The organism is Corynebacterium sp. 335C (assembly GCF_053525695.1).
The window spans coordinates 1,207,204-1,229,874 of record NZ_JASTTB010000001.1 but is presented as its reverse complement, the minus strand read 5'-3'; the positions used below and the strand labels follow the sequence as shown (position 1 = coordinate 1,229,874).

The 22,671-nt window shown below is 73.3% G+C and carries 31 protein-coding genes; 21 read left to right on the top strand and 10 right to left on the bottom strand.

Features of this window, described 5'->3' with window-relative positions:
• Position 1 precedes the first annotated feature (1 nt).
• The 3 genes from QQS41_RS05285 to QQS41_RS05275 are packed head-to-tail and all read right to left on the bottom strand — an operon-like array spanning position 2 to position 1,015.
• Positions 2–187, bottom strand: coding sequence for a DUF2273 domain-containing protein (locus tag QQS41_RS05285; protein WP_448851606.1), 186 nt, complete (start codon positions 185–187; stop codon positions 2–4).
• Between the two features lie 25 nt (positions 188–212).
• Positions 213–530 carry a hypothetical protein gene (locus QQS41_RS05280; protein WP_448851605.1) on the bottom strand — a complete coding sequence of 106 codons (318 nt, stop codon included), beginning with the start codon at positions 528–530 and terminating at the stop codon, positions 213–215.
• 2 nt (positions 531–532) lie between these two features.
• Entirely contained in the window at positions 533–1,015 is a 483-nt protein-coding gene (locus QQS41_RS05275) for an Asp23/Gls24 family envelope stress response protein (protein WP_448851604.1), read from the bottom strand.
• 855 nt (positions 1,016–1,870) lie between these two features.
• Between QQS41_RS05275 and rpsJ the strand changes: the two genes are divergently transcribed.
• The 11 genes from rpsJ to rpsQ are packed head-to-tail and all read left to right on the top strand — an operon-like array spanning position 1,871 to position 7,029.
• Positions 1,871–2,176 (top strand): 30S ribosomal protein S10, encoded by a 306-nt coding sequence (rpsJ, locus tag QQS41_RS05270; protein WP_007318892.1) that lies wholly within the window; start codon positions 1,871–1,873, stop codon positions 2,174–2,176.
• Positions 2,177–2,205: 29 nt separating this feature from the next.
• On the top strand, positions 2,206–2,862 hold the full coding sequence (gene rplC / locus QQS41_RS05265; RefSeq protein WP_448851603.1) for a 50S ribosomal protein L3: 657 nt from the start codon (positions 2,206–2,208) through the stop codon (positions 2,860–2,862).
• Positions 2,859–3,512 carry a 50S ribosomal protein L4 gene (rplD, locus tag QQS41_RS05260; protein ID WP_448851602.1) on the top strand — a complete coding sequence of 218 codons (654 nt, stop codon included), beginning with the start codon at positions 2,859–2,861 and terminating at the stop codon, positions 3,510–3,512. Before rplC ends, rplD begins: the two co-directional genes overlap by 4 nt.
• Positions 3,512–3,817: a 50S ribosomal protein L23 gene (rplW, locus tag QQS41_RS05255; protein ID WP_448851601.1), complete on the top strand. Its 306-nt coding sequence runs from the start codon at positions 3,512–3,514 to the stop codon at positions 3,815–3,817. Before rplD ends, rplW begins: the two co-directional genes overlap by 1 nt.
• Before the next feature lie 35 nt (positions 3,818–3,852).
• On the top strand, positions 3,853–4,695 hold the full coding sequence (rplB, locus tag QQS41_RS05250) for a 50S ribosomal protein L2 (protein WP_448851600.1): 843 nt from the start codon (positions 3,853–3,855) through the stop codon (positions 4,693–4,695).
• Between the two features lie 14 nt (positions 4,696–4,709).
• Positions 4,710–4,988: a 30S ribosomal protein S19 gene (gene rpsS / locus QQS41_RS05245; protein ID WP_005509882.1), complete on the top strand. Its 279-nt coding sequence runs from the start codon at positions 4,710–4,712 to the stop codon at positions 4,986–4,988.
• A 3-nt stretch (positions 4,989–4,991) separates the two neighbouring features.
• Complete coding sequence (rplV, locus tag QQS41_RS05240; protein WP_448851599.1) at positions 4,992–5,354, top strand: 50S ribosomal protein L22; 363 nt, start codon at positions 4,992–4,994, stop codon at positions 5,352–5,354.
• Positions 5,354–6,097 carry a 30S ribosomal protein S3 gene (rpsC, locus tag QQS41_RS05235; RefSeq protein ID WP_448851598.1) on the top strand — a complete coding sequence of 248 codons (744 nt, stop codon included), beginning with the start codon at positions 5,354–5,356 and terminating at the stop codon, positions 6,095–6,097. The genes rplV and rpsC overlap by 1 nt, the downstream gene beginning before the upstream one ends.
• Before the next feature lie 4 nt (positions 6,098–6,101).
• Positions 6,102–6,518, top strand: coding sequence for a 50S ribosomal protein L16 (gene rplP / locus QQS41_RS05230; protein WP_448851597.1), 417 nt, complete (start codon positions 6,102–6,104; stop codon positions 6,516–6,518).
• On the top strand, positions 6,518–6,754 hold the full coding sequence (gene rpmC, locus QQS41_RS05225; protein ID WP_448851596.1) for a 50S ribosomal protein L29: 237 nt from the start codon (positions 6,518–6,520) through the stop codon (positions 6,752–6,754). Before rplP ends, rpmC begins: the two co-directional genes overlap by 1 nt.
• Positions 6,751–7,029 (top strand): 30S ribosomal protein S17, encoded by a 279-nt coding sequence (gene rpsQ, locus QQS41_RS05220; protein ID WP_448851595.1) that lies wholly within the window; start codon positions 6,751–6,753, stop codon positions 7,027–7,029. Before rpmC ends, rpsQ begins: the two co-directional genes overlap by 4 nt.
• 111 nt (positions 7,030–7,140) lie before the next feature.
• Here the strand turns inward: rpsQ and QQS41_RS05215 are convergent, their stop codons facing one another.
• The 6 genes from QQS41_RS05215 to QQS41_RS05190 form a co-directional block, all read right to left on the bottom strand.
• Positions 7,141–7,887 (bottom strand): siderophore-interacting protein, encoded by a 747-nt coding sequence (locus tag QQS41_RS05215; protein ID WP_448851594.1) that lies wholly within the window; start codon positions 7,885–7,887, stop codon positions 7,141–7,143.
• 2 nt (positions 7,888–7,889) lie between these two features.
• The gene (gene fepB, locus QQS41_RS05210; protein WP_448851593.1) at positions 7,890–8,984 is read right to left on the bottom strand and encodes a Fe2+-enterobactin ABC transporter substrate-binding protein; all 1,095 of its coding nucleotides are present in this window, start codon (positions 8,982–8,984) and stop codon (positions 7,890–7,892) included.
• Between the two features lie 113 nt (positions 8,985–9,097).
• Positions 9,098–9,883: an ABC transporter ATP-binding protein gene (locus QQS41_RS05205; protein WP_448851592.1), complete on the bottom strand. Its 786-nt coding sequence runs from the start codon at positions 9,881–9,883 to the stop codon at positions 9,098–9,100.
• Entirely contained in the window at positions 9,880–10,932 is a 1,053-nt protein-coding gene (locus QQS41_RS05200) for a FecCD family ABC transporter permease (protein WP_448851591.1), read from the bottom strand. The genes QQS41_RS05205 and QQS41_RS05200 overlap by 4 nt, the downstream gene beginning before the upstream one ends.
• Positions 10,929–11,984 (bottom strand): FecCD family ABC transporter permease, encoded by a 1,056-nt coding sequence (locus QQS41_RS05195; RefSeq protein WP_448851590.1) that lies wholly within the window; start codon positions 11,982–11,984, stop codon positions 10,929–10,931. The genes QQS41_RS05200 and QQS41_RS05195 overlap by 4 nt, the downstream gene beginning before the upstream one ends.
• A complete protein-coding gene (locus QQS41_RS05190; RefSeq protein ID WP_448851589.1) occupies positions 11,984–13,249 on the bottom strand; it encodes an alpha/beta hydrolase-fold protein in 1,266 nt (421 codons plus the stop codon). The genes QQS41_RS05195 and QQS41_RS05190 overlap by 1 nt, the downstream gene beginning before the upstream one ends.
• Positions 13,250–13,435: 186 nt before the next feature.
• Here QQS41_RS05190 and QQS41_RS05185 point away from each other — a divergent pair, with 186 nt between their 5' ends.
• The 6 genes from QQS41_RS05185 to QQS41_RS05160 are packed head-to-tail and all read left to right on the top strand — an operon-like array spanning position 13,436 to position 18,505.
• Positions 13,436–14,389 carry an ABC transporter substrate-binding protein gene (locus tag QQS41_RS05185; protein ID WP_448851588.1) on the top strand — a complete coding sequence of 318 codons (954 nt, stop codon included), beginning with the start codon at positions 13,436–13,438 and terminating at the stop codon, positions 14,387–14,389.
• Complete coding sequence (locus QQS41_RS05180) at positions 14,386–15,408, top strand: FecCD family ABC transporter permease (RefSeq protein WP_448851587.1); 1,023 nt, start codon at positions 14,386–14,388, stop codon at positions 15,406–15,408. The genes QQS41_RS05185 and QQS41_RS05180 overlap by 4 nt, the downstream gene beginning before the upstream one ends.
• Complete coding sequence (locus tag QQS41_RS05175; RefSeq protein ID WP_448851586.1) at positions 15,405–16,490, top strand: FecCD family ABC transporter permease; 1,086 nt, start codon at positions 15,405–15,407, stop codon at positions 16,488–16,490. Before QQS41_RS05180 ends, QQS41_RS05175 begins: the two co-directional genes overlap by 4 nt.
• A gap of 2 nt (positions 16,491–16,492) precedes the next feature.
• Positions 16,493–17,311, top strand: a complete 819-nt coding sequence (locus QQS41_RS05170) for an ABC transporter ATP-binding protein (RefSeq protein WP_448851585.1) — start codon at positions 16,493–16,495, stop codon at positions 17,309–17,311.
• A gap of 10 nt (positions 17,312–17,321) precedes the next feature.
• Positions 17,322–17,861, top strand: a complete 540-nt coding sequence (locus QQS41_RS05165; protein WP_448851584.1) for an NUDIX hydrolase — start codon at positions 17,322–17,324, stop codon at positions 17,859–17,861.
• Positions 17,862–17,893: 32 nt separating this feature from the next.
• The gene (locus QQS41_RS05160) at positions 17,894–18,505 is read left to right on the top strand and encodes a class I SAM-dependent methyltransferase (RefSeq protein WP_448851583.1); all 612 of its coding nucleotides are present in this window, start codon (positions 17,894–17,896) and stop codon (positions 18,503–18,505) included.
• 4 nt (positions 18,506–18,509) lie between these two features.
• Here the strand turns inward: QQS41_RS05160 and QQS41_RS05155 are convergent, their stop codons facing one another.
• Complete coding sequence (locus tag QQS41_RS05155; protein WP_448851582.1) at positions 18,510–19,760, bottom strand: multidrug effflux MFS transporter; 1,251 nt, start codon at positions 19,758–19,760, stop codon at positions 18,510–18,512.
• 258 nt (positions 19,761–20,018) lie between these two features.
• Here QQS41_RS05155 and rplN point away from each other — a divergent pair, with 258 nt between their 5' ends.
• From rplN to QQS41_RS05135, 4 genes are all read left to right on the top strand, one after another.
• Complete coding sequence (gene rplN, locus QQS41_RS05150) at positions 20,019–20,387, top strand: 50S ribosomal protein L14 (RefSeq protein ID WP_448851581.1); 369 nt, start codon at positions 20,019–20,021, stop codon at positions 20,385–20,387.
• The gene (rplX, locus tag QQS41_RS05145) at positions 20,388–20,702 is read left to right on the top strand and encodes a 50S ribosomal protein L24 (RefSeq protein ID WP_448851580.1); all 315 of its coding nucleotides are present in this window, start codon (positions 20,388–20,390) and stop codon (positions 20,700–20,702) included.
• A 2-nt stretch (positions 20,703–20,704) separates the two neighbouring features.
• Positions 20,705–21,274: a 50S ribosomal protein L5 gene (gene rplE / locus QQS41_RS05140; RefSeq protein ID WP_448851579.1), complete on the top strand. Its 570-nt coding sequence runs from the start codon at positions 20,705–20,707 to the stop codon at positions 21,272–21,274.
• Between the two features lie 314 nt (positions 21,275–21,588).
• Positions 21,589–22,608 carry a GDSL-type esterase/lipase family protein gene (locus QQS41_RS05135; RefSeq protein WP_448851578.1) on the top strand — a complete coding sequence of 340 codons (1,020 nt, stop codon included), beginning with the start codon at positions 21,589–21,591 and terminating at the stop codon, positions 22,606–22,608.
• Positions 22,609–22,671: the final 63 nt, after the last annotated feature.

The following is a 22,671-nucleotide window of genomic DNA, read 5'->3' as shown; positions in this document are numbered from 1 at the left end:
GTCAGCCCCTCCCGCGGCTCGACGAGCTGAACAGGGCGCCGAGATCGATGAGGCCGTCCTTGTGGGCGCCGAGGGCGCCGCCGACGGCGGCGAACACGAGCGCGAGCAGGAACCCGCCGATGCCCCCGATCACGGAGGCGATGGCGAGCAGCAGCCCGGCCAGGACGCCGAATTTGAGGAATTCCATTGTCTTCTCCTTGTCGGGACCGGGGTCAGGCGGCGACGACGTCGGCGAGGATCACGTCGACGGCCCGGCCGGCGGCGTCCGGCCCGAGGGCGCGGACGGCGGCGGCGCGGACGGCGTCGAGATCCTCCTGCAGGGGGCGCGGGGCCCCGACGTCGACGCGGAGGACGACGTGCACCTCCAGCCGGGCGCCCCGGTCGACCTCGCGGAGGCCGGTGACGCGGCGGCGGGGGTACAGCAGGCCGACCTCGCCGAAGCGGCCGCCGGAGAGTTCCGCGACCTGCGGCAGCTCCCCGACGGCGGCGGCGACGGCCTGGGCCCGGTCGGCTTCGAGCCGGTCGGGCATGGCTACTGGACGCGCGGGGCCGGGGCCTCGGCCTCGTCGTCCTCGTCCTCGTTGTCGTCGCCCTCGAGGTGGACGTCGTGGACGGTGACGTTGACCTCGGTGACGGACAGGCCGGTCATGCGCTCGACGGACTGGATGATGTTGCGGCGGATGGCCTCGGCCAGCTCGTGGATGGCGACGCCGTACTCGGCGACGACGGCGACGTCGACGGCGGCCTCGTACTCGCCGACCTCGACGGAGATGCCCTGCTGGACGTTGACGGAGCCGCCCGGGATGCGCTCGCGCATGGCGCCGACGAAGCGGGCCGCGCCGCCGCCCAGGTCGTGGACGCCGGTGACCTCGCGGGTCGCGATGCCGGCGATCTTGGTGACGACGACGTCCTCGATGACGGTGCGGCCCTGATCGGTGATGAGGTCCGACTTCACGGGGGCCTTGTCCTCGACCTTGTCGACGGCGGTCGCGGTGTTCTTCTTGTTCTCGGCCATCTGGCTGCTCCTCACTGGAAACGGGATTCGGTTCGTCGGGGCCGCCCGGCGGGTGGCCCACCGTCCATCATCCGCCGCGGTTAACGGCATTTCCAGTGCGGGGGAGGTTTCTTTACCATCATGTGACCCTATCGCCTGAAGGTTTCATTCTTCGTTCGCGCCTATCGCATGGCCGCGCCTGCGGCCGGTCGTCCGTCGATTGCGTTGCGACGGTTCCCGGTTGGCGCGGGTGCCGTCGTCACGCGCATGCGGGGGCGGCGCCGGCTGGGAGGGGACGCGCACCCCGGGCGCGGCGGAAACATGACGGAGGTCGCCCCGGGCGGGATTTGCCCTGGCGGCGGCCCCGTGTTTAAATACGGAGGTTGCTTTGACACGGCGACATCGCCGCACGCCCGGACAGGCCCGATGGGAACCGACGGGGGCGGGGGATGCGCCGCTGGCAAGGCGAGCATGAACCCGACGTCGACGAACCCGCCCGGAGCACCGGGAAGGGGGATTCGGCACGGTTTTCACGCGTCCGGTGCGTACGACACGCCCGGGTGCGGGTACCGGAGTCGCGGGTCATGGCAAATGAACAGCGGCAGCAGGACGATGAGCCCGCCACCCATCAGGGGAGGGCCTCTTCGCCCGGGCGAGTCGACGCCGGAGTCCGGCCCCGCGGGGCCGCGACGGCGCGTCCACTCTCGATGTCACGGCTGTTCACGCGCCGTGGCACGTGACGACGTACCGCACGACACCAAGCGAACGACTAGCCCCTCGACGTTGGCGCTGGGAGCCATGACCGGCAACTGCGGCGCCACAGTCGAATAGGGAAGAGGAAACGCCCCGCGGGGCGCGACCGAGGAGAGGACAAGCGTGGCGGGACAGAAGATCCGCATCAGGCTGAAGGCCTACGACCACGAGGCGATCGACGCGTCTGCGCGCAAGATCGTCGAGACGGTCACCCGCACGGGTGCCCGCATCGTGGGCCCGGTGCCGTTGCCCACCGAAAAGAACGTGTACTGCGTCATCCGCTCGCCGCACAAGTACAAGGACTCGCGCGAGCACTTCGAGATGCGCACCCACAAGCGCCTGATCGACATTCTCGACCCGACGCCGAAGACGGTCGATGCCCTCATGCGCATCGACCTCCCGGCCAGCGTCGACGTCAACATTCAGTGAGCCCGGATACGGCAGCGGAGACTAGATAAATGAGTGAAAACGAGATCAAGGGCATCCTGGGCACGAAGCTCGGCATGACCCAGGTCTTCGACGAGGAGAACCGGGTCGTCCCGGTGACCGTCGTCGAGGCCGGGCCCTGCGTCGTGACCCAGGTGCGCACGAAGGAGAAGGACGGCTACGACGCCGTCCAGATCGCCTACGGCGAGATCGACCCGCGCAAGGTCAACAAGCCCCAGACCGGCCACTTCCAGAAGGCCGGCGTGACCCCGCTCCGCCACGTGGCGGAGATCCGGACCCCGGACGCCTCCTCCTACGAGGTCGGCCAGACGGTGGGCGTGGACGTCTTCGGCGACATCGAGTTCGTCGACGTCACCGGCACCACCAAGGGCAAGGGCTTCGCCGGCGCCATGAAGCGCCACGGCTTCGCCGGCCAGGGCGCCGCCCACGGCAACCAGGCCGCCCACCGCCGCGTCGGCGGCATCGGCGGCTGCGCCACCCCGGGACGCGTGTTCCGCGGCAAGCGCATGGCCGGCCGCATGGGCAATGACCGGGTCACGACCCAGAACCTGAAGATCCAGAAGATCGACGCCGACTCCAACCTGCTGCTCATCAAGGGCGCGGTTCCGGGCGTCCGCGGCGGCCTCCTGGTCGTCAAGACCGCTGTGAAGGGTGGTGCTCACGCATGACGAACCTCAAGCTCGACGTCCACGTCGCCGACGGCGGCGTGAACGGCACGGTGGACCTGCCCGCCGAGGTGTTCGACGCCGAGGTGTCGAAGGCCCTCATGCACCAGGTCGTCGTGGCCCAGCTGGCCGCGGCCCGCCAGGGCACGCACAAGACGAAGACCCGCGGCGAGGTCTCCGGCGGCGGCCGCAAGCCGTGGCGCCAGAAGGGCACCGGCCGCGCCCGCCAGGGCTCGACCCGCGCCCCGCACTGGACCGGCGGCGGCATCGTCCACGGCCGCGTCCCGCGCGACTACTCGCAGCGCACCCCGAAGAAGATGAAGGCCGCCGCCCTCCGCGGCGCCCTGTCCGACCGCGCCCGCCACGACCGCATCCACGTGGTCGAGGAGCTCGTGGCCGGCCAGACCCCGTCGACGAAGTCGGCGCGCGCCTTCATCGAGCGCCTGACCACCCGCCGCAACGTGCTGGTCGTCCTCCCGCGCGAGGACGTCGCCGCCTGGAAGTCGGTCAACAACCTGCCGAACGTCCAGGCCCTGGCCGAGGACCAGCTCAACACCTACGACGTGCTGAAGTCCGACGACGTCGTGTTCGCCGTCCAGGCGCTCAACGCGTTCGTCCAGCGGGCCGCCGGCGCCGCCGAGGAGGAGAAGTAATGGCCACCATCGCCGATCCCCGGGACATCATCCTCGCCCCGGTCGTGTCGGAGAAGTCCTACGGGCAGATGGAGCAGAACGTCTACACGTTCCTGGTCCGCCCCGACGCGAACAAGACCCAGATCAAGATCGCGGTCCAGGAGATCTTCGGCGTGAAGGTCGCCGGCGTGAACACCGCCAACCGGCAGGGCAAGCGCAAGCGCACCCGCACCGGTTACGGTCAGCGCAAGGCCACCAAGCGCGCCTACGTGACTCTCGCGGCCGGCAGCGATCCCATCGACATCTTCGGCGGTTCGGCCGCCTAAGGGCGAGCCGACGAGGAAGTTAAGGAAGCACAAGTATGGCTATTCGCAAGTACAAGCCGACTACGCCGGGCCGCCGCCAGAGCTCCGTCTCCGAGTTCAGCGAGATCACTCGCTCCACCCCGGAGAAGTCTCTGCTGCGCCCGCTGTCGAAGACCGGTGGCCGCAACGTCCACGGCCACATCACCACCCGCCACAAGGGCGGCGGCCACAAGCGCCAGTACCGCGTCATCGACTTCCGTCGCAATGACAAGGACGGCGTGCCGGCCAAGGTCGCGCACATCGAGTACGACCCCAACCGCACCGCCAACATCGCGCTGCTGCACTACGCCGACGGCGAGAAGCGCTACATCATCGCGCCGAAGAACCTGAAGCAGGGCACCATCGTCGAGGCGGGCCCGAACGCGGACATCAAGGTCGGCAACAACCTGCCGCTGCGCAACATCCCGACCGGTACGACCATCCACGCGGTCGAGCTCAAGCCGGGCAAGGGCGCGCAGCTGGCCCGTTCCGCCGGCGCGTCCATCCAGCTCCTGGGCAAGGAGGGCAAATACGCCATCCTGCGCATGCCCTCCTCGGAGATCCGCCGCGTCGACCAGCGCTGCCGCGCGACCGTCGGCGAGGTCGGCAACCAGGACCAGATCAACGTCCGCTGGGGCAAGGCCGGCCGCATGCGCTGGAAGGGCTGGCGCCCGACCGTGCGCGGTGTCGTCATGAACCCGGTCGACCACCCGCACGGCGGTGGCGAGGGCAAGACCTCGGGTGGCCGCCACCCGGTCTCCCCGTGGGGCACCCCCGAGGGCCGCACCCGCAAGCCCAACCGCCCGTCGGACCGCCTGATCGTCCGCCGCCGCCGCACCAACAAGTCCAAGAAGCGCTAAGGAGGTAACAGAGAATGCCACGCAGCCTGAAGAAGGGCCCGTTCGTCGATGAGCACCTCCTTGCGAAGGTGGATGCTCAGAACGAGAAGGGCACCAAGCAGGTCATCAAGACCTGGTCCCGCCGCTCCACGATTCTCCCCGACTTCATCGGCCACACCTTCGCCGTCCACGACGGCCGCAAGCACGTGCCGGTGTTCGTCGACGATTCGATGGTCGGCCACAAGCTGGGCGAGTTCGCCCCGACGAAGACCTTCAAGGGTCACGTCAAGGATGACAAGAAGGGACGTCGATAAGCCATGAGCGAGAACGTCACCTCCGCCCGCGCGACCGCGCGCTTCGTCCGGGTCACCCCGATGAAGGCCCGCCGCGTGCTCGACACCGTCCGCGGCCTCCCGGTGGACCGCGCCCTGGCCGAGCTGGAGTACGCCCCGCAGGGCGCCTCCGAGCCGATCGCCAAGGTCGTCGCCTCCGCCGCGGCCAACGCCGAGAACAACTTCGGCCTCGATCGCCGCAGCCTCGTCGTGAGCGAGTGCTGGGCCGACGAGGGCCCGACCATGAAGCGGTTCCGCCCCCGTGCGCAGGGCCGTGCCTTCCATGTCCGCAAGCGCACGAGCCACATCACCGTGGTCGTCGAGAGCCAGAAGGGAAGTGCTCAGTAGTGGGCCAGAAAATCCACCCCCACGGCCTCCGGCTGGGAATCTCGTCTGACTGGCGCTCCCGCTGGTACGCCGACAAGCAGTACGCCGACTACCTCGCCGAGGACATCAAGATCCGCGATCTGCTGTCCACCGGCCTGGAGCGCGCCGGCATCTCCAACGTGGTCATCGAGCGCACCCGCGACCGGGTCCGCGTCGACATCCACACCGCCCGCCCCGGCATCGTGATCGGCAAGCGCGGCAGCGAGGCCGACCGCATCCGCGGCAAGCTGGAGAAGCTGACCGGCAAGCAGGTCCAGCTGAACATCCTCGAGGTCAAGAACATCGACGCCGACGCCAAGCTCGTCGCGCAGTCGATCGCCGAGCAGCTGACCAACCGCGTGGCCTTCCGCCGCGCGATGCGCAAGGCCATCCAGTCCGCGATGCGCCAGCCGCAGGTCAAGGGCATCAAGGTCGTGTGCTCCGGTCGCCTCGGCGGCGCCGAGATGGGCCGCACCGAGCGCTACCACGAGGGTCGCGTGCCGCTGCACACCCTGCGCGCCGAGATCGATTACGGCACCCACGAGGCCCACACCACCTTCGGCCGCATCGGCGTCAAGGTGTGGATCTACAAGGGCGACGTCATCGGCGGGCGCCGCGAGTCCGAGATGAACGCCGGCCGCGACCGCAACCGCGGTGGCCGCCGCGAGCGTCCGCGTCGCGGCGGCAACCGCCGCCAGCGGGCGTCCGAGAAGAAGGAGGGCTAGTCACATGCTCATCCCGAAGCGCGTCAAGTACCGGCGCCAGCACCGCCCGAAGCGCACCGGCATGTCCAAGGGCGGCAACCGCGTGACGTTCGGCGACTACGGCTTGCAGGCCCTGGAGCCGGCGTACATCACCAACCGCCAGATCGAGGCCGGTCGTATCGCCATCAACCGCCACGTCAAGCGCGGCGGCAAGGTGTGGATCCAGGTCTTCCCGGACCGTCCGCTGACCCAGAAGCCGCTCGGCGTGCGAATGGGCTCCGGCAAGGGCCCGGTCGAGAAGTGGGTCGCCAACGTCAAGCCGGGCCGCATCCTCTTCGAGATGTCCTACCCGGACGAGAAGACGGCGTTCGAGGCGCTCCAGCTCGCCGGCGCCAAGCTGCCCTGCAAGACCCGCGTCGTGCGGAAGGAGGATCAGTACTGATGTCGAACGGCATTCCCGCGCACGAGCTCCGCTCGCTGGCCGACGAGGAGCTCGTCGCCAAGCTCAAGGAGTCCAAGGAGGAGCTGTTCAACCTCCGCTTCCAGATGGCCACCGGCCAGCTGACCAACAACCGCCGTCTCCGCGTCGTCCGCAAGGACATCGCCCGCATCTACACGGTGCTGCGCGAGCGCGAGCTCGGCCTGTCCGCCGCCCCCACCGGCGGTGATGCCGCATGAGCGAGGAGAACATGAACAACACCGAGGCCGGCGCCCGCAAGGTGCGCACCGGTTACGTCGTGTCCGACAAGATGCAGAAGACCATCGTCGTCGAGCTCGAGGACCGCAAGCAGCACGCCCTCTACGGCAAGATCATGCGCACCAACTCCAAGGTGAAGGCGCATGACGAGGACGAGATCGCCGGCGTCGGCGACCGCGTCCGCATCGAGGAGTGCCGTCCGCTCTCCAAGGACAAGCACTTCCGCCTGCTGGAGATCGTCGAGAAGGCCCGTTAAGGGCCCCTCGCCTCCGGCGCCGCGCCCCCGGGCGCGGCCACGGCGAAGGCCCCCGGCCCCGCATCACGCGGGGACCGGGGGCCTTTCCCATGTCCGGGGGGCGGCCCGGCCTCAGCCCCGGTCGACGCCCATGCCGCGGCCGCGGACCCAGTAGGCCTGGGAATGCACGTGGTCGCGATCCAGGCCGTGGCGCTTCCGCAGCGCCTGGCGGACCGCGCGGGTGGTCGCGGTCTCCGCGGTCACCCAGACCCTCCAGCCGTCCCAGTCGCCGGCGTCGACGACGGCGCCGATGTCGCGTCCCTTCGGGGAGGCCGGGATCCACTCGACGTCGATGTCCGGGCCCTCCGGCAGCGGGACGAGGGCGTCCCGCTCGTCGCGGGACTCCAGCAGCACGCGCACCGGGGTGCCGGCGGGGATCGCCTCCGCGACGGCGCGGATGGCGGGCAGGCCGGCGAGATCGCCGACCAGCAGCCAGCCGGCCGCCGGGGCCCCCAGGTCGATCGGCCGGTCGCCGTAGCGCTGGGCGACGACGACGTCGCCCGGCTCGCAGGTGCGGGCCCAGATGGCGGCGGGCCCGGCGGGCTCGTGGACGACGAAGTCGATGGAGAACCGCCCCGTCGCCGGGTCGGCGTCGACGATGGTGTAGCCCCGCTGATGCTCGCGGGACCCGCCGCGGGGGTCGGGGAACCAGATCCGGATCCAGCTCCCCGGGTGCTCCCCGCCCGGGTGGAGGAGGCCCTCCGACTCGACGTCGACGCGCACCATGTGCGGCGCGATGTCCCGCCGGCCGAGGACGCGGAGCTCCCGCTCCTCCGCCCCCAGGCCGCGCAGGACGGCGCCGGAGATTCCGCGGCCCACGACTACTTCATCATCCCCTTCAGGGTCTCCACCATCTCCATGGCGGAGAAGTAATCGATGCGGAACAGGGAACCCGGGAGCTCGTAGACGCGGTCGTTCTTCACGGCCTCGGCGTCGGCGAGCTCCGGGAACTTCTTCACCAGGGTCTCCGGCGTGGTCTTGCCGTTGAGGTTCAGCAGGAAGGCGGACTTGCCGTCGAAGGCGACGCCGACGTTCTCCGGCGCGACGCCGACGACGTCGCCGCGGTCCTTGCCCTGGGCGGTGCCGCCGGCGAGGTCCTTGGACGGCTGGGCGACCTCGATGCCGAGGTCGGTGAGGACGCGGCCCTGGGCGGAGTCGGCGGTGAAGAAGTTCACGCCCTCCTTCGGCAGGGACACGAGGTTGACCGGCTGCTCCGGGGCCGTGATGGAGTCCTTCGCCTCCTTGACGGCGGCCTCGTAGTCGGCGATGGCCTTCTCGGCCTCCTTCGCGTGGCCCGTGGCCTCGCCGACCGCCTTGGTGACGTCCAGCCAGGACTTGTCGGAGTAGTCGATGACGACGACGGGGACGACGCCGGCGAGCTGGTCGTAGATGTCCGTGGCCTTGTCCTGGCCGACGTTGGACATGACGACGAGGTCGGGCTTCTGCGCGAGGATCGCCTCGGCGCTCGGCTCCAGGCGGTAGAGCGACTCGACGCCCTCCTCGCGGGCCTCGTCGGCCCAGGAGGTGCCGAAGCCCTCCTCCTTCGTGAAGATCGGGCCCTTGCCGCCGCCGCCCGTGGCGACGACGGGGGCGTCGACCGCGAGCAACGCACCGGTGAGGGAGACGGAGGCGCTGACGACGCGCTCCGGCTTGGCCTCGATGGTCACCTCGGTCGGCTCGCCCTTGCCGTCGAGGGTCTCGACGGTGCGGGGGAAGGACTGCTCCTCGGAGCCGGACTCCGCGGACTCGCCGGAGCCGTCGGCCGCGTCCTTCGCCGCCTCGGTGGCGGAGGCGGCGGTCGCGGCGGCGTCGCCGGCGGTGTCGTCCGAGCAGGCGGCGAGGCCGCCGCCGGCGAGGGCGGCGACGCCCGCCGCGGCGAGGATGGCGCGCATGCGATGGCGGTTGAGGGTGGTCACGGGGCTCCTTCCCGACGGGCCCGGGCGGCGCCCGGGCGGATGGTCACCGGGAGATTCTGGCATTGCGCATGCAGGCAAGGCAACCCTATCCGCGAAGGTGGCATGTGGATTCGTCACCGGTGCGGGACGACCAGCGGGCCCCCGTCATGCGGGTCCTCGAGGACCGCGGCCTCCAGCCCGAACACGTCCAGCAGCGTCCGCTCCGTCAGCACCTCGCCCGGCGCCCCGGCCGCCGCCACGCGGCCGGTGCGGTCCAGCGCGACGAGTGCGTCGGAGTAGCGGGCGGCGAGGTTGAGGTCGTGGAGCACCATGACGATGGTGTCGCCGCGGTCGTCGCGCAGCCCCCGCACGAGCCGCAGCACCTCGACGGCGTGGGCGAGATCGAGGTAGGTCGTCGGCTCGTCGAGGAGCATCGTCGGCGCCCCCTGCGCCAGGGACATAGCGATCCAGGCGCGCTGGCGCTGGCCGCCGGACAGGGCACGCACGGGCCGGTCGGCGATGGCCTCCGCCCCGGTGCGGGCCAGCGCCTCCGCGACCGCCTCCTCGTCGGCCTCCGACCACTGCCGCAGCCACGACTGGTGCGGGTGCCGGCCGCGGCCGACGAGCTGCCGGACGGTGAGTCCCTCGGGGGCGACGGGCGCCTGGGGGAGCATGGACAGGCGGCGGGCGCGGTCGCGGCGGGGCAGATCGCGGACCGGCTCGTCGTCCAGCAGCACCTCGCCGCCGTGGGGCAGCAGCCCGGCGACGGCCTTCAGGAGGGTGGACTTGCCGCAGCCGTTGGGGCCGATGAGCGTCGTCACCGCCCCGACGGGGACGTCGAGGTCGACGCCGTCGACGACGGGGTCGCCGCCGTAGCCGGCGGAGACGCCGCGGAGGCGGAGGCGGGGCGTGTCGGTCATCGGGTGGCCTTCCGGTGGACGTGGACGACGACGGCGAGCAGGGCGGGCGCGCCGGCGAGGACGGTGACGACGCCGACGGGCAGCTCCCACGGCAGCAGCGCGCGGGCGGCGAGGTCGGCGGCGGACAGCAGCAGCGCCCCGAGGATCGCCGACAGCAGCAGCGGCGGCGCCGGCAGGCCCGCGGCGAGCCGGGCGAGCTGCGGGACGACGAAGGCGATGAAGCCGATGGGGCCCGCCGCCGACACCGCCAGCGCCGTCAGGGCGACGGCGGCGAGCAGCTGCGCGGCCTGCGCGACGCGGACGGGGACGCCGAGGGAGTGAGCGACGTCCTCGCCGAGCGCCAGTCCCTCCAGCTGCCGGGCGAGCCAGCCGGCGCAGGCGACGACGGCGGCCAGCGCGGCCAGCGGCGGCCACGCCTGGTCCCAGTCCCGCCCGGCCAGGGAGCCGGTGAGCCAGAGCCGCGCCTCCGCCGCCTGGTCGAGGGACGCGATGGCGAGCAGCCACGTCGTCAGGCCCGACAGGAACACCGACGCGCCGACGCCGATGAGCACCACCTGCGTCATGCCGGAGCGGCCGACGCCGGCGAGGAGCCACACGGCGGCGCCGGAGGCGATCGCGCCGGCCAGCGCCGCCCCGACGAGGCCGAGTCCGCCGAACGCCGCGGCGATGCCCGGGCCGCCGAGCACGATCGCGGCGACGGCGGCGAGCGCGGCGCCCTGCGGCACGCCGAGGATATCGGGGCTGGCCAGCGGATTGCGGGCCACGGATTGTGTCAGCGCGCCCGCGAGCCCCAGCGCCGCGCCGACCGCCGCCGCGACCACCGCCCGGCCCGCGCGGATCCGCGTGACGACGGTCCGGTCGATCTCGTCGCCGCCGCCGGCGAGGACGGCGAGCACCCGGGGAAGGGGGAGGGGATAGTCGCCGAGCGTCATCGACGCCGCGGCGACGAGCACCAGCAGCCCCAGCCCCGCGACGCCGCACGCCAGCGGCCGGGGGCTCAGCCGCAGGCTCAGGCCGCCGGCGCGGACGGCGCGCGTCCCGGCGCTCACAGCGCGCCCCGGACCCGGCCCGACCGCACGAGCCACACGAAGAACGGGACGCCGACGATGGCGAGGACGACGCCCATGGCCAGCTCCCCGGGCCGGGCGATGACGCGGCCGAGGACGTCGGCCCACACCGCGAGCCCCGCCCCGACGACCATCGCGGCGGGGATGACGGCCCGGTAGTCGGCGCCGGCGAGCGCCCGCGTCATGTGGGGCGCCGCGAGCCCGATGAAGGACACGGGGCCGGCGCAGGCGACGGCGACGGCGCCGAGCAGCGAGACGGCGAGGAGGACGCCCGCCCGGTACAGGCGCACGGGGGCGCCGAGGGAGCGGGCGACGTCCTCGCCGAGGCCCAGCAGGTTCAGGGGCCGGCCGAGCGCCAGCGCCAGCAGGAGGGCGGCGGCGCCGGGGACGGCGCACGCGGCGGCGACGGACAGGTCGCGGCCGGCGACGGAGCCGGTGGCCCAGTCGCGCATCGCGTCCAGCGCCGTCGAGCTGTGCAGCACCAGGATGTTGACGACGGCCATGAGCGCCGCGCCGACCGCCATGCCGGCGAGGACGAGCGCGACGGGCCCGTCGGCCAGCGGGCCGGACGACGACAGCGCGAGGATGAGCGCCGTCGCCGCCAGCGCCCCGGCGAACGCCGGGACGACGAACGACGCCGGGTCGGACGCCCACCCCAGGAACACCGCCGCGGCGACGGCGGCCGCCGCCCCGGCGTTGACGCCCAGCAGGCCGGGGTCCGCCAGCGGATTGCGGGTGTGGCCCTGGATGAGGGCGCCCGCCGCGCCGAGGCACGCCCCGGCCAGCGCCGCGAGGACGGTCCGCGGGATGCGGCCGTGGCCGATGAGGATGGACAGCTCCCCGGCGCCGCCGTGCTCGGCGAACTCCGGGGAGGCGGCCCAGCGGATCCCGTCGGGAATCGCGCGCAGCGTCTCGGCGAAGCCCGCTTCGCGCACGCCGAGCATCGCCCCCGCGAACAGGGACAGGGCGAGGAAGGCGGCGACGAGGAGGGCGAGGGCCGGGAGGGGGACGCGGCGCCGTGCGGCGGCCGGCACTAGACCAGCTCCGCCAGCGCGTCGATGAGCCCGCCGCGCCACCAGGCCAGATCGTGGCCTCCGTCGTAGACGGAGACGGTGCTGTCGACGCCCCGGCCGCGCAGCGTCTGGTCGGCGGCGTGCGCCCGCGGCAGCATGAGCCCCTCGCGGCAGCCGACCTGGATGCGCACCTTCGCCGGGCGATCCGGCAGCGCGCGGCGCGCCGCCTCCGCCGTGATCCAGTCGACCTCCCGGGAGCCGAGGTCCGCAGGCGTCGACCGGCCGTCCGGCGTCCACCACACCGAGGGGGACTGGGCGATGACGCCGCCGTAGCCGCCCTCGCCGGTGATCGCCGCGCGCAGGGCGGACAGGCCGCCGAGGCTCTGGCCGGCCAGGAATCGCCCGCCCCGGCCGGCGAGCAGCACCCCGCGGGAGGCGGCGACCGTCTCCGCCCACGACGTCGCCCTCCCCGCCACGGAGGCGAGGAACGCGTCATTGGCGCCGAGGGAGGCGACGCGGGTGCCGCGGCCCGGGTTGGCGACGCCGAGGACCGCCACCGGCGGGATGCGCCCCGCGGACACGGCGTGCTCCAGGGCACGCGGCAGGCTCATGCGGCCGAACCAGTCCTCCGCGTCGAACAGCACCAGCAGCGGCACCGGCCCCGCCGCGTCGTCCGGCGACGGCAGGTAGAGGACGCAATCGCGCAGCGGGCGGCCCGCCGGGCCCGCGTCGAGCGGCAGCCGCTCGTCGAGCACCATGCCGCGCAGCACCGGCCGCGCGTCGCGCTGCTCCCACTCCTCCTGCGGCGGGGACAGGGGCCCGCGGAGGACCGAGAGCCCCTGGCCCCCGTCGTCACGCGCCACCGGCGGCAGCGGGTTCAGCGGATCCAGCCGCGTCGGGGCGGGGCCCGTGCGCGGGCCGCCGCGGCGCCTGGCGTCGCGGCCCGCGGCGAAGCCGTAGGAGGCGCGCAGGGTCGGCGACAGCTCCAGCGTCCGCACCAGCAGGCGGGTGCCCGGAACGCGGCGCATCATGCCCAGCTCGTGGCGGTCCTTGTCGGTGACGCGGTTGACGAACAGGTGCACCGGCGCGTCCGGGTCCTCGCCCGCCGGCACCCGCCACAGGAACGTCGCCCGGTCGCCGTCGGGGCCCCACACCGGGCCGCCGGCCTCGCGGGCCGACGCCAGGAGGGACTCCACCGCGCCCTCGGAGGCGCCCGCCCATTCGGTGGCGATGCGGCGCTCGTCGAGTGCGGGCGTGCGGTCTCCGCGGCGGCGGGTCGTCGTCATCTGGCCTCTCCTCGGGGTCGTCTCGGGAACAGCGTCGGGGCCGGGGTGCGGCGGCGCGGGGCCCGGCCCGGCGACCGGCCCCGTTTGCGGCGTTCACCCCGACGGCGATACGGATAGTGCGAACAAGGCAAGCCTAAGGTAAGCACGAATCGATGTCACCAGCCAATCGTGCGGAAAGGAAAACGGATGAGGCTCGGAGGCTCCGGAAGGAAGGTCGCGGCCGTGCTGCTCGCGGGCGCGCTGGCGCTCACCGGCTGCAGCCGCGGCGAGGGCGGCGAGGCCGGCGGCGGGGAGACCGCCGGCGGCGCGGCGGACGAGCGCATCGCCGCCGTCGGCCTCGGCGACGGCGACACGCTGCTCGCCCTGGGCAAGGAGCCCGTCCTCGTCGCCACCTGGGGCTCCCCGGGCGACGTCGGCCCGTCCCACGTCGGCCCGTGGGCCGAGCCGCTGCTCGGCGACAACCCGCCGGAGGGCGTCGACAACGCGGGCCGCGGCTTCTCCGCCGAGGTGCTGGAGACCATCGCCGCCGCCGACCCGACCCAGATCATCGCGGTCAACAACGCCGTCGACGAGCAGGCCGAGAAGGCCCTCAACGACATCGCGCCGACCACCGTGAAGCCCGAGGGCACCGTCGACTGGCAGATCCCGTGGCCGGACCAGGTCCGCGCCATCGCCGCCGCCGTCGGCGAGGAGGAGAAGGGCGAGGAGCTCATCACGGAGACCGAGGCCGACTTCGAGAACTTCCGCAAGGAGCACGGGGACCTGCAGGGCGACACCGCCGCCATCGTCATGCCCTACGAGGGCAAGATCGGCATCTACACCTCCGGCGACGGCCGCGGCCAGTTCATCGAGAGCCTCGGCTTCACCATCCCCGAGTCCATCGAGGGCCCGGACCCGGAGACCTTCTACCGCGACATCGCGCTGGAGGAGTACGACGTCCTCAACGACGTCGAGCACCTCTTCGTCCTCGACTACAAGGGCGCCGTCGACGCGCTGAAGCAGGACGACACCTTCATGAACCTCGACGTGGTCAAGGACGGCCGCGTGAAGTTCCTGTCCGAGGACGTCGGCAACGCCATGAGCATGCCGAACCCGGTCACCATCCCGTGGGTCATCGACCAGATCAAGCAGGAGCTGTGACCCGGGGCCGCCGCGCGGCGACGTACGCGGCGGCGGCCCTCGTCCTGGCCGCGCTGCTGGCCGCCTCCGTGCTGCTCGGCGCGAAGCCGACGCCGCCGGGCGACGTCGTCTCCGCGCTGCTCGCCGGCCCCGGGGGCGACGGCGGCGCGGCCGCGCCCGCCACCGGGGGCATCCCGACGCACCACATCGTCTGGGATCTGCGCGTCCCGCGGACGCTGCTGGCCGCCGCGGTCGGCGCGTCGCTGGCCGTCGCCGGCGCCGTGGCGCAGTCGTGGACGGGCAACCGCCTCGCCGACCCCGGCATCATCGGCGTCAACGCCGGCGCGGCCTTCGCCGTCGCCGTCGGCCTCGTCGCCGGCGTCGGCGCGACGCAGACCTCCCGCGCCATGCTCGGCCTCGTGGGCGCCGCGGCCGCGGCCGCCGTCGTCGTGCTCATCTCCCGGCGCACCCGGGACCCGCTGACCTTCATCCTCGTCGGCGTCGGCCTGACGTTCGCGCTGCAGGCGGCGACGAACATGATGTCGCTGCACACGAGCTCCGCGCTGCAGGGCATGCGCATGTGGACCGTCGGCTCGACCATCGGCCGCGACATGCCGGAGGCGGCGCTCGCCGGCATCGGCCTGCTCGTCGGGCTCGCGCTGGCCGCCGCCGCGGCGCGGCCGCTGGACCTGCTGGAGATGGGCGAGGACTCCGCCCGCTCCCTCGGCGTCTCGCCCCGGTCGGCGCGCGCCCTGGCGGCGGCCGTCGTCGTCGCGCTCGCCGGCACCGCCACCGCGGCGGCCGGCCTCGTCGCGTTCGTCGGCCTCGCCGCCCCGCACATCGTCCGGCCGTTCACCGGCCCGGCGCTGACCCGGCTGCTGCCCGCGGCCGCCTGCGCCGGCGCGGCGGCGTGCGTCGCGGCCGACATCGTCGGCCGGTTCGTCGCGCGCCCGGGCGAGGTGGAGATGTCCATCGTCCTGGCCATCGCCGGCGCGCCGGTGATGATCTGGGCGGTCCGCAGGGGAAGGAGGACGGCGTGACGGCCGTGAACCACGCAACCGGGGCGGCCCCGGCCACCGGCGCCGACGGCCTCGCCGTCCGCGACCGACTCCGCCGCGCCGCCCGCCGCCGCACGGCGATCGCCGTGGCGGTCCTCGCGGCCATCGCCGCGGCGGGCTACATCGCGCTGCTGGCGCTCGGCCCGCTCATGCTGTCGCCGGGGGAGGTCGTCGACGTCCTCACCGGCGGCGGCGATCGCCGCGCGATCACCGTCGTGTGGGATCTGCGCCTGCCGGCGGCGGTGGCGACCGTCGTCGTCGGCGCCGCGCTCGGCCTGGCCGGGTCGTGGACGCAGACGATGTCCCGCAACCCCCTGGCCTCGCCGGACGTCCTGGGCGTCACGGGCGGCGCGTCGGTGCTCGTCGTGGCGGGCACCGTCGTCGCCACGCCCGCGTTCGCCGCGGACATCCCGGGCTACTGGTGGCGGGCGGGGCTCGCCGTCGCGGGCGCGGCGCTCATCGTGGTGCTGCTGCTCCTGCTCGGCGGGTTCGGCAGCTCGCGGCGGGTCATCCTCGTCGGCATCGCGCTGTCGATGATGTGCCAGGCGCTCGTCGGCTTCCTGCTCGTGCGCGCGAAGATCACGCGCGCGGCGGAGGCGATGACGTGGCTGGCCGGCTCCACGGGCTTCGTGCGCACGGAGGCGCTGCTGCCGATGATCCTCGGCCTCGTGCCCTTCGCGCTGCTCGGCCTCGTCGCCGGCCGGCACCTGCCGCTGCTGGCGCACGACGACGACTCCGCGTCCGCCCTCGGCGTCCGCGTCCGCGGCACCCGCACCCTGCTGCTCGTCGCGGCGACCGGCGTCGTCGCCGTCGTCGTCGCGGTGGTGGGGCCTATCGGGTTCGTCGCGCTCCTCGCCCCGCAGGTCGCGCGCCTGACGACGGGGTCCCCGACGCCGACGCCGGGCGCCTCGGCGGCGGCGGGCGCGGCCCTGCTGGCCGGGTGCGGCGCCCTCGCCGCGGCCGTGCCCTTCAGCGCCCCGGTCGGGCTGGTGACCGCCATGCTCGGCGGCCCGGTCCTCATCTGGCTGGTGTGGCGCACCGACATCGCGAACGGAAGGAACTGACCATGGAGACCACCGACGATCGCGCGGCGGGCCCCGACCTCGTCGTCGACGGCGTCGCCGCCGCCTACGGCGACGGCCCCGAGATCCTCCACGGCGCGTCCTTCACGGCGCGCGCCGGGACGGTGACGACGCTGCTGGGGCCGAACGGCTGCGGAAAGTCGACGCTGCTGAAGACCGCCTCCCGGCTGCTGGAGCCGACCTCCGGCACCGTCCGGGTCGGCGACGACGAGGTGCACGCGCTGAGCCCGAAGGAGGCGGCGCAGCGTATCAGCCTGCTGCCGCAGCACCCGAGCTGCCCGCCGGGGCTGACGGTGGGGGAGCTGGTCTCCCGCGGCCGGCACCCGCATCGCGCCCGGTGGGGCGGGGAATCCGACGCCGACCGCGAGGCCATCGCCCGCGCCCTGGAGGACTGCGGCGTCGCCGCGCTGGCCGGCCACGACGTCGCCCAGCTGTCCGGCGGCCAGCGCCAGCGCGTGTGGATGGCGATGGTCCTGGCCCAGGACACCCCCGTCGTCCTGCTCGACGAGCCCACCACCTTCCTCGACCCGGCCCACGCCATCGCCGTCCTCGAGCTCGCCCGCGGGCTCGCCCGCCGCGGCCGCGCCGTCGTCATGGTCCTCCACGACCTCATGATGGCGGGCATGTTCAGCGACCGCGTGCTGGTGCTGCGCGACGGCGAGGTCGTCGTCGAGGGCACCCCGGCCGAGGCGCTCACCCCGGGCACGCTCGCCGACGTCTACGGCCTGCGCGCCGAGGTGTGGGACGACCCCGCCGGGCGCATGCCCGTCATCGTCCCCCGCGGCATCGCCGGCGGCGCGTAGCGTCGGGGCCATGGCGACCCCCGAGTTCATCCTGGCCCTCCGCGAGCGCATCGGCCACGCCGAGCTGTGGCTCCAGGGCGTCACCTGCGCCGTGTGGCGCGACGCCCCGGACGCCCCCGGCGGCTCCGAGTGGCTGCTCGCCCGCCGCGCAGACAACGGCACGTGGGCGCCCGTCTGCGGCATCGTCGAACCGGGGGAGGAGCCGGACGTCACCGCCGCGCGCGAGTGCGCGGAGGAGGCGGGCGTCGCGGTCGACGTCGTCAAGCTCCTGTGGGTGCGCCACCACGGCCTGGTGGAGTACGCCAACGGCGACCGGGCGCGCTACCTCGACAACGCGTACCTCGCGCGGCTCGCGCCGGGCGAGGGGCGCGAGCCGCGGTGCGCCGACGGGGAGAACACGGACATCGGGTGGTTCGCGGCCGGGGAGCTGCCGCCGATGAAGGAGCGTTTCGCGGAGCTGCTGGCGCATGCCGCGGAGGTCGTCGCGGGAGGGGAGGACGCCATCGCGACGGCCCCCGTCCTGCACGGCGTGGAGGGCCGGCGGCGCTGACGGGCCGCCAGCGCTCCGGCATGATGGGGGACATGGCCGACTTCCGCACCTGGACGCAGATCACCGCAGCCGACCCGGGGCACTCGCGCCGCTACGCGCAGCGCTGGGAGGCATTCCGCCGGGAGGGCCGCGACATCGACGGCGAGGCCCGTCTCATCGACGCGATGGCGCCGCGCGGCGCCCGCATCCTCGACGCCGGCTGCGGCCAGGGACGCGTCGGCGGCTACCTCGCCGACCGCGGCCACCATGTCGTCGGCGTCGACGTCGACGCCCACCTCATCCGCGTCGCCGCCGCCCACCACCCGGGCGCCACGTGGCTGGAGGGCGACCTCGCCGACCTCGGCGCGGTGCTCGCCGCCGCGGGGGAGGCCGGGCCGTTCGATCTGCAGGTCTGCGCCGGCAACGTCCTCGGCTTCGTCGACCCCGCCGACCGGGGCGCCGTGCTGCGGGGGCTGCGCGACGCCCTGGCGGACGACGGGCGCCTCGTCGCCGGCTTCGGCGCCGGGCGCGGCTGGGGCTTCGACGAGTTCGCCGCCGACGCGGGGTCCGCCGGGCTGCGGGTCTCGCAGCGCTTCGCGACGTGGGGCCTGCGGCCGTTCGACCCGGCCGGCGGTTTCCTCGTCGCGGTGCTGGAGCGGGGCTGAGCCGCTAGTCCAGCGTCACCCGGCGCCGGGACGGGGCCCCGCCGCCGCGGACGCCGGCGAGCGCGCAGGCGACGGCGAAGACGCCGGCGACGGTCATGGTCACGCCCATCGACAGCGCCGCGTTGGAGCCCAGGCCCACCAGCGGCGACACCGCGGCGGCGCACGTGAACTGCAGGAAGCCCAGCAGGCCGGACGCGGCGCCGACGCCGGCGCCCCGGGCGCCGACCTGCTCCAGCGCCAGGGACGTCGCGTTGCCCATCACCAGGCCCATCGACGCGACGGCCACGGCCATCAGCGGCAGCGTCGCCGCGAGCGTCGGTCCCGCGAGGCCGTTCACCAGCAGGCCGACGGAGGCTGCGAGCGCCGTCGCCAGGCCCGCGACCAGCAGCCGGCCCGCCGGGATGCGGTCGACGAGCTTCGCGTTGACCGCCGACAGCGCGACGACCAGGACGCCGTTGAAGCCGAACGCCAGCGAGTACGCCTGCGGCGACAGCCCCAGCTGGTCCTGCAGCACGAACGGCGAGCCGGAGATGTAGGCGAACATCACGGCGAAGCCGACGGCGAAGGCCAGCATGAGCGGCACGAAGCGCGGAACCCGCAGGGCCCCGGCGATGCCGGGCAGCAGGCCGCGGACCGCGCCGGGCGAGCGGCGGTCGGCGGGCAGCGTCTCGGGGACGACGAACAGCGACACCAGGATCATGGCGACGTTGACCAGCGCGAGCGTCCAGAAGATGCCCCGCCATCCGGCGACCGGGATGATGAGGCCGCCGATGACCGGCCCGACGATGGGCGCGATGCCGTTGATGGCCATCATCAGCGAGTACGCCTTCGCCGCCGCGCGGCCGTGCACGACGTCGGGGATGACGGCGCGCGCCACGACGGTGCCCGCGCCGCCGGCGAGTCCCTGCAGCAGCCGCATCGCGACGAGCACGCCGACCGACGGCGCGAGCGCGCAGGCGACGGACGTCGCCAGGAACGCGACGGAGGAGCCGACGAGCATCCCGCGGCGGCCCACCGCGTCGGAGACCGGGCCCGCGAGGAGCTGGCCGACAGCCATGCCCGCCATGAACGTCGTCAGCGTCAGCTGCACCGCGCTGGCGGTCGTGCCCAGGTCGCCCGCCATGGCGACGAGTGCCGGCAGATACATGTCCGTGCCGAGCGGCGCGGCGGCGGACAGCAGGGACAGGGCGGCGAGCAGCGCGGGGCCGAGGCCGCCGGGGGCGGGCCGCGACGGCGCGGGAGAGGGATTCGGCATTCCGGTGATCTTATAAGGAGCGGCGCGCGCGGGCCGGCACGGCCCCGGGCGGGGGGATTTGGCCCCCGGCCGGGTGACGTGCGATAATTCCCGGGTTGCGGATCGGCGGTGCGCGTCGGTTCGGGGCCGCGTGAATTTCCGCATGCGGCGCCCGGCTCCGAGACCCCCGCCAACCACATCCGCGGCGCAAGTCAATGACCGCGTGCGTCCGGGACGGAAATCCGGCGCACACAGCAATCCAGGTCGAGGAGAATCGCAGTGATTCAGCAGGAATCGCGTCTGCGGGTCGCCGACAACACCGGTGCCAGGGAGATCCTGTGCATCCGCGTGCTCGGCGGCTCCACCCGACGCTTCGCCGGCATCGGCGACGTGATCGTCGCCACCGTCAAGGAGGCGACCCCGGGCGGCAACATCAAGTCCGGCGAGATCGTCAAGGCCGTCATCGTCCGCGCGAAGAAGGAGACCCGTCGCCCGGACGGCTCCTACATCTCGTTCGACGAGAACGCCGCCGTCATCATCAAGCCGGACGGCGAGCCGCGCGGCACCCGCATCTTCGGGCCCGTCGCCCGTGAGCTGCGCGAGAAGAAGTTCATGAAGATCGTGTCCCTCGCCCCGGAGGTGATTTAAGTGAAGATCCGCAAGGGCGACTCCGTGCTCGTCATCTCGGGCCCCGACGAGGGCGCGAAGGGCACCGTCATCGAGGCCTACCCGACCCGCGACAAGGTCCTGGTCGAGGGCGTGAACCGCATCAAGAAGCACGTCGCCGACTCGGCGGCCGAGCGCGGCGCCTCCTCCGGCGGCATCGTCACGCAGGAGGCCCCGATCCACGTGTCGAACGTCATGCTGCTCGACGAGGACGGCACGCCGACCCGCGTCGGCTACCGCGTCGACGAGGACGGCAAGAAGGTTCGCATCTCCCGCCGCACCGGGAAGGACATCTGATCATGAGCGAGAACTACACCCCCCGCCTGAAGGCGCGCTACCGCTCGGAGATCCGCGAGAACCTGCAGAAGGAGTTCTCCTTCGACAACGTCATGCAGATTCCGGGCGTCACCAAGGTCGTCGTCAACATGGGCGTCGGCGAGGCCGCGCGCGACTCCAAGCAGATCAACGGCGCGCTGAACGACCTGACCCTCATCACGGGCCAGAAGCCGCAGCTGCGCCGCGCCCGCAAGTCCATCGCCAACTTCAAGCTGCGCGAGGGCATGCCGATCGGCGCCCGCGTCACGCTGCGCGGCGACCGCATGTGGGAGTTCCTGGACCGTCTGCTGACGGTCGCCCTCCCGCGAATCCGCGACTTCCGCGGCCTGTCCGACAAGCAGTTCGACGGCCACGGCAACTACACGTTCGGCCTGTCCGAGCAGTCGATGTTCTACGAGATCGACATCGACAAGATGGACAAGCCGCGCGGCATGGACATCACGGTCGTCACCACCGCGACCAACAACGAGGAGGGCCGCGCGCTCCTGCGCGAGCTGGGCTTCCCGTTCAAGCAGGCCCACCACCGCGACTAGTCCGTTAATCGCGGCCGCAGGCCCCGCATGAGCCCGGGCCCCGCGTCATCCACCGGATGGCGCGGGGCCCGGGTTCTTCGCGTTGCGACGGGGCCCTCCGCGACGCCGGCGCCGGCGCGCGGGCGCCCCTGAACGATCCAGGGTGGCGCATGTGGCGGAAGATTCGCCTGAGGCGCGCGGAGGGGAAAACCCGTGCATGACCTGCGGGATGGCCGCGGGCGGGCGCATCGCTCCAGCGCAGCCGGGGGATTTCCCCTGAGAATCCCTAAGGTCACGATTTGACAAAGGTCGGGCCGTCGGGTTTGTTTACACGCATGAAGAAGTCTTTCGGTACCGCCGTCCGGGCCGCCGCGGTCGCGGGCGTCGCCGCCCTGGGCGCTGGCGTCCTCGTCCCGATGGCCACCGCCGACCCGGCCCCCGCGCCGGCTCCCGCCCCCGCCGTCGCCCCGGCCGCGACCCCGCACGACCCGGCCGCCATCGGCCAGCTGCAGCAGAACCTCGACGCCCAGGGCGTCGCGGTGCAGGCCCCGATGCTGAACCTCCCGGAGGGCTTCGGCCAGGGCGTCTCCACCCCGAAGCAGATCGTCGCGTTCGGCGACTCCTTCACCGCCAACGCGGGCAAGTCCGGCCCGCGCGGCCTCGAGCCGGGCCAGACCCCGCTCGTCGCCAACTGCGCCACCGACATGGAGAACTGGCCGAAGATCGTCGGCCGCGACTCCGGCAAGTCCGTCGGCGACTGGTCCTGCAACGGCATGGGCGGCGCCCCGATCGTCCAGATGCTCGGCTACCTCGAGGCCGCCATCATGTACGGCGACCTGGGCCCGGGCACCGAGGAGGTCGTCCTCATGTACGGCGGCATGGACACCGTGCAGTGGGTCGACATGGCGAGCCAGTTCGCGAACATCCCGGTTCCGGACGAGTCCGTCTACCGCCAGCTCATCCGCCACGTCAAGAACCGCGTCAACGAGGTCGCCCCGGGCGCCCGCGTGACCTTCACCTCCTACCAGGCCTACGCCGAGCCGTCCTCCGAGGGCAACGGCGAGAACCTGTGCCTGGTGAACATGCCGAACAACGGCATCGTCCGCATCCCGACCCCGGGCTCCGACAAGGTCCAGGAGGCGTTCCGCGACAACCTGCGCAACGCCGCCCACGCCGCCGGCGCGAACTTCATCGACGTCTACGAGCCGACGAAGTCCCACTCCTCCTGCGCCCCCGAGGATCAGCGCTGGGTCGCCGGCTTCATGGACCCGAAGATGGGCCCGATGACCAACCACCCGACCATCCAGGGCCAGTACGGCCTCGCCGGCATCATCAAGGGCGGCCTGGGCATCTAGCCCCCGCCCCGCCGCACGGCGGCATCCGCACCGGAGACTCGCCCGCCCCCTCGCGCACCGCGC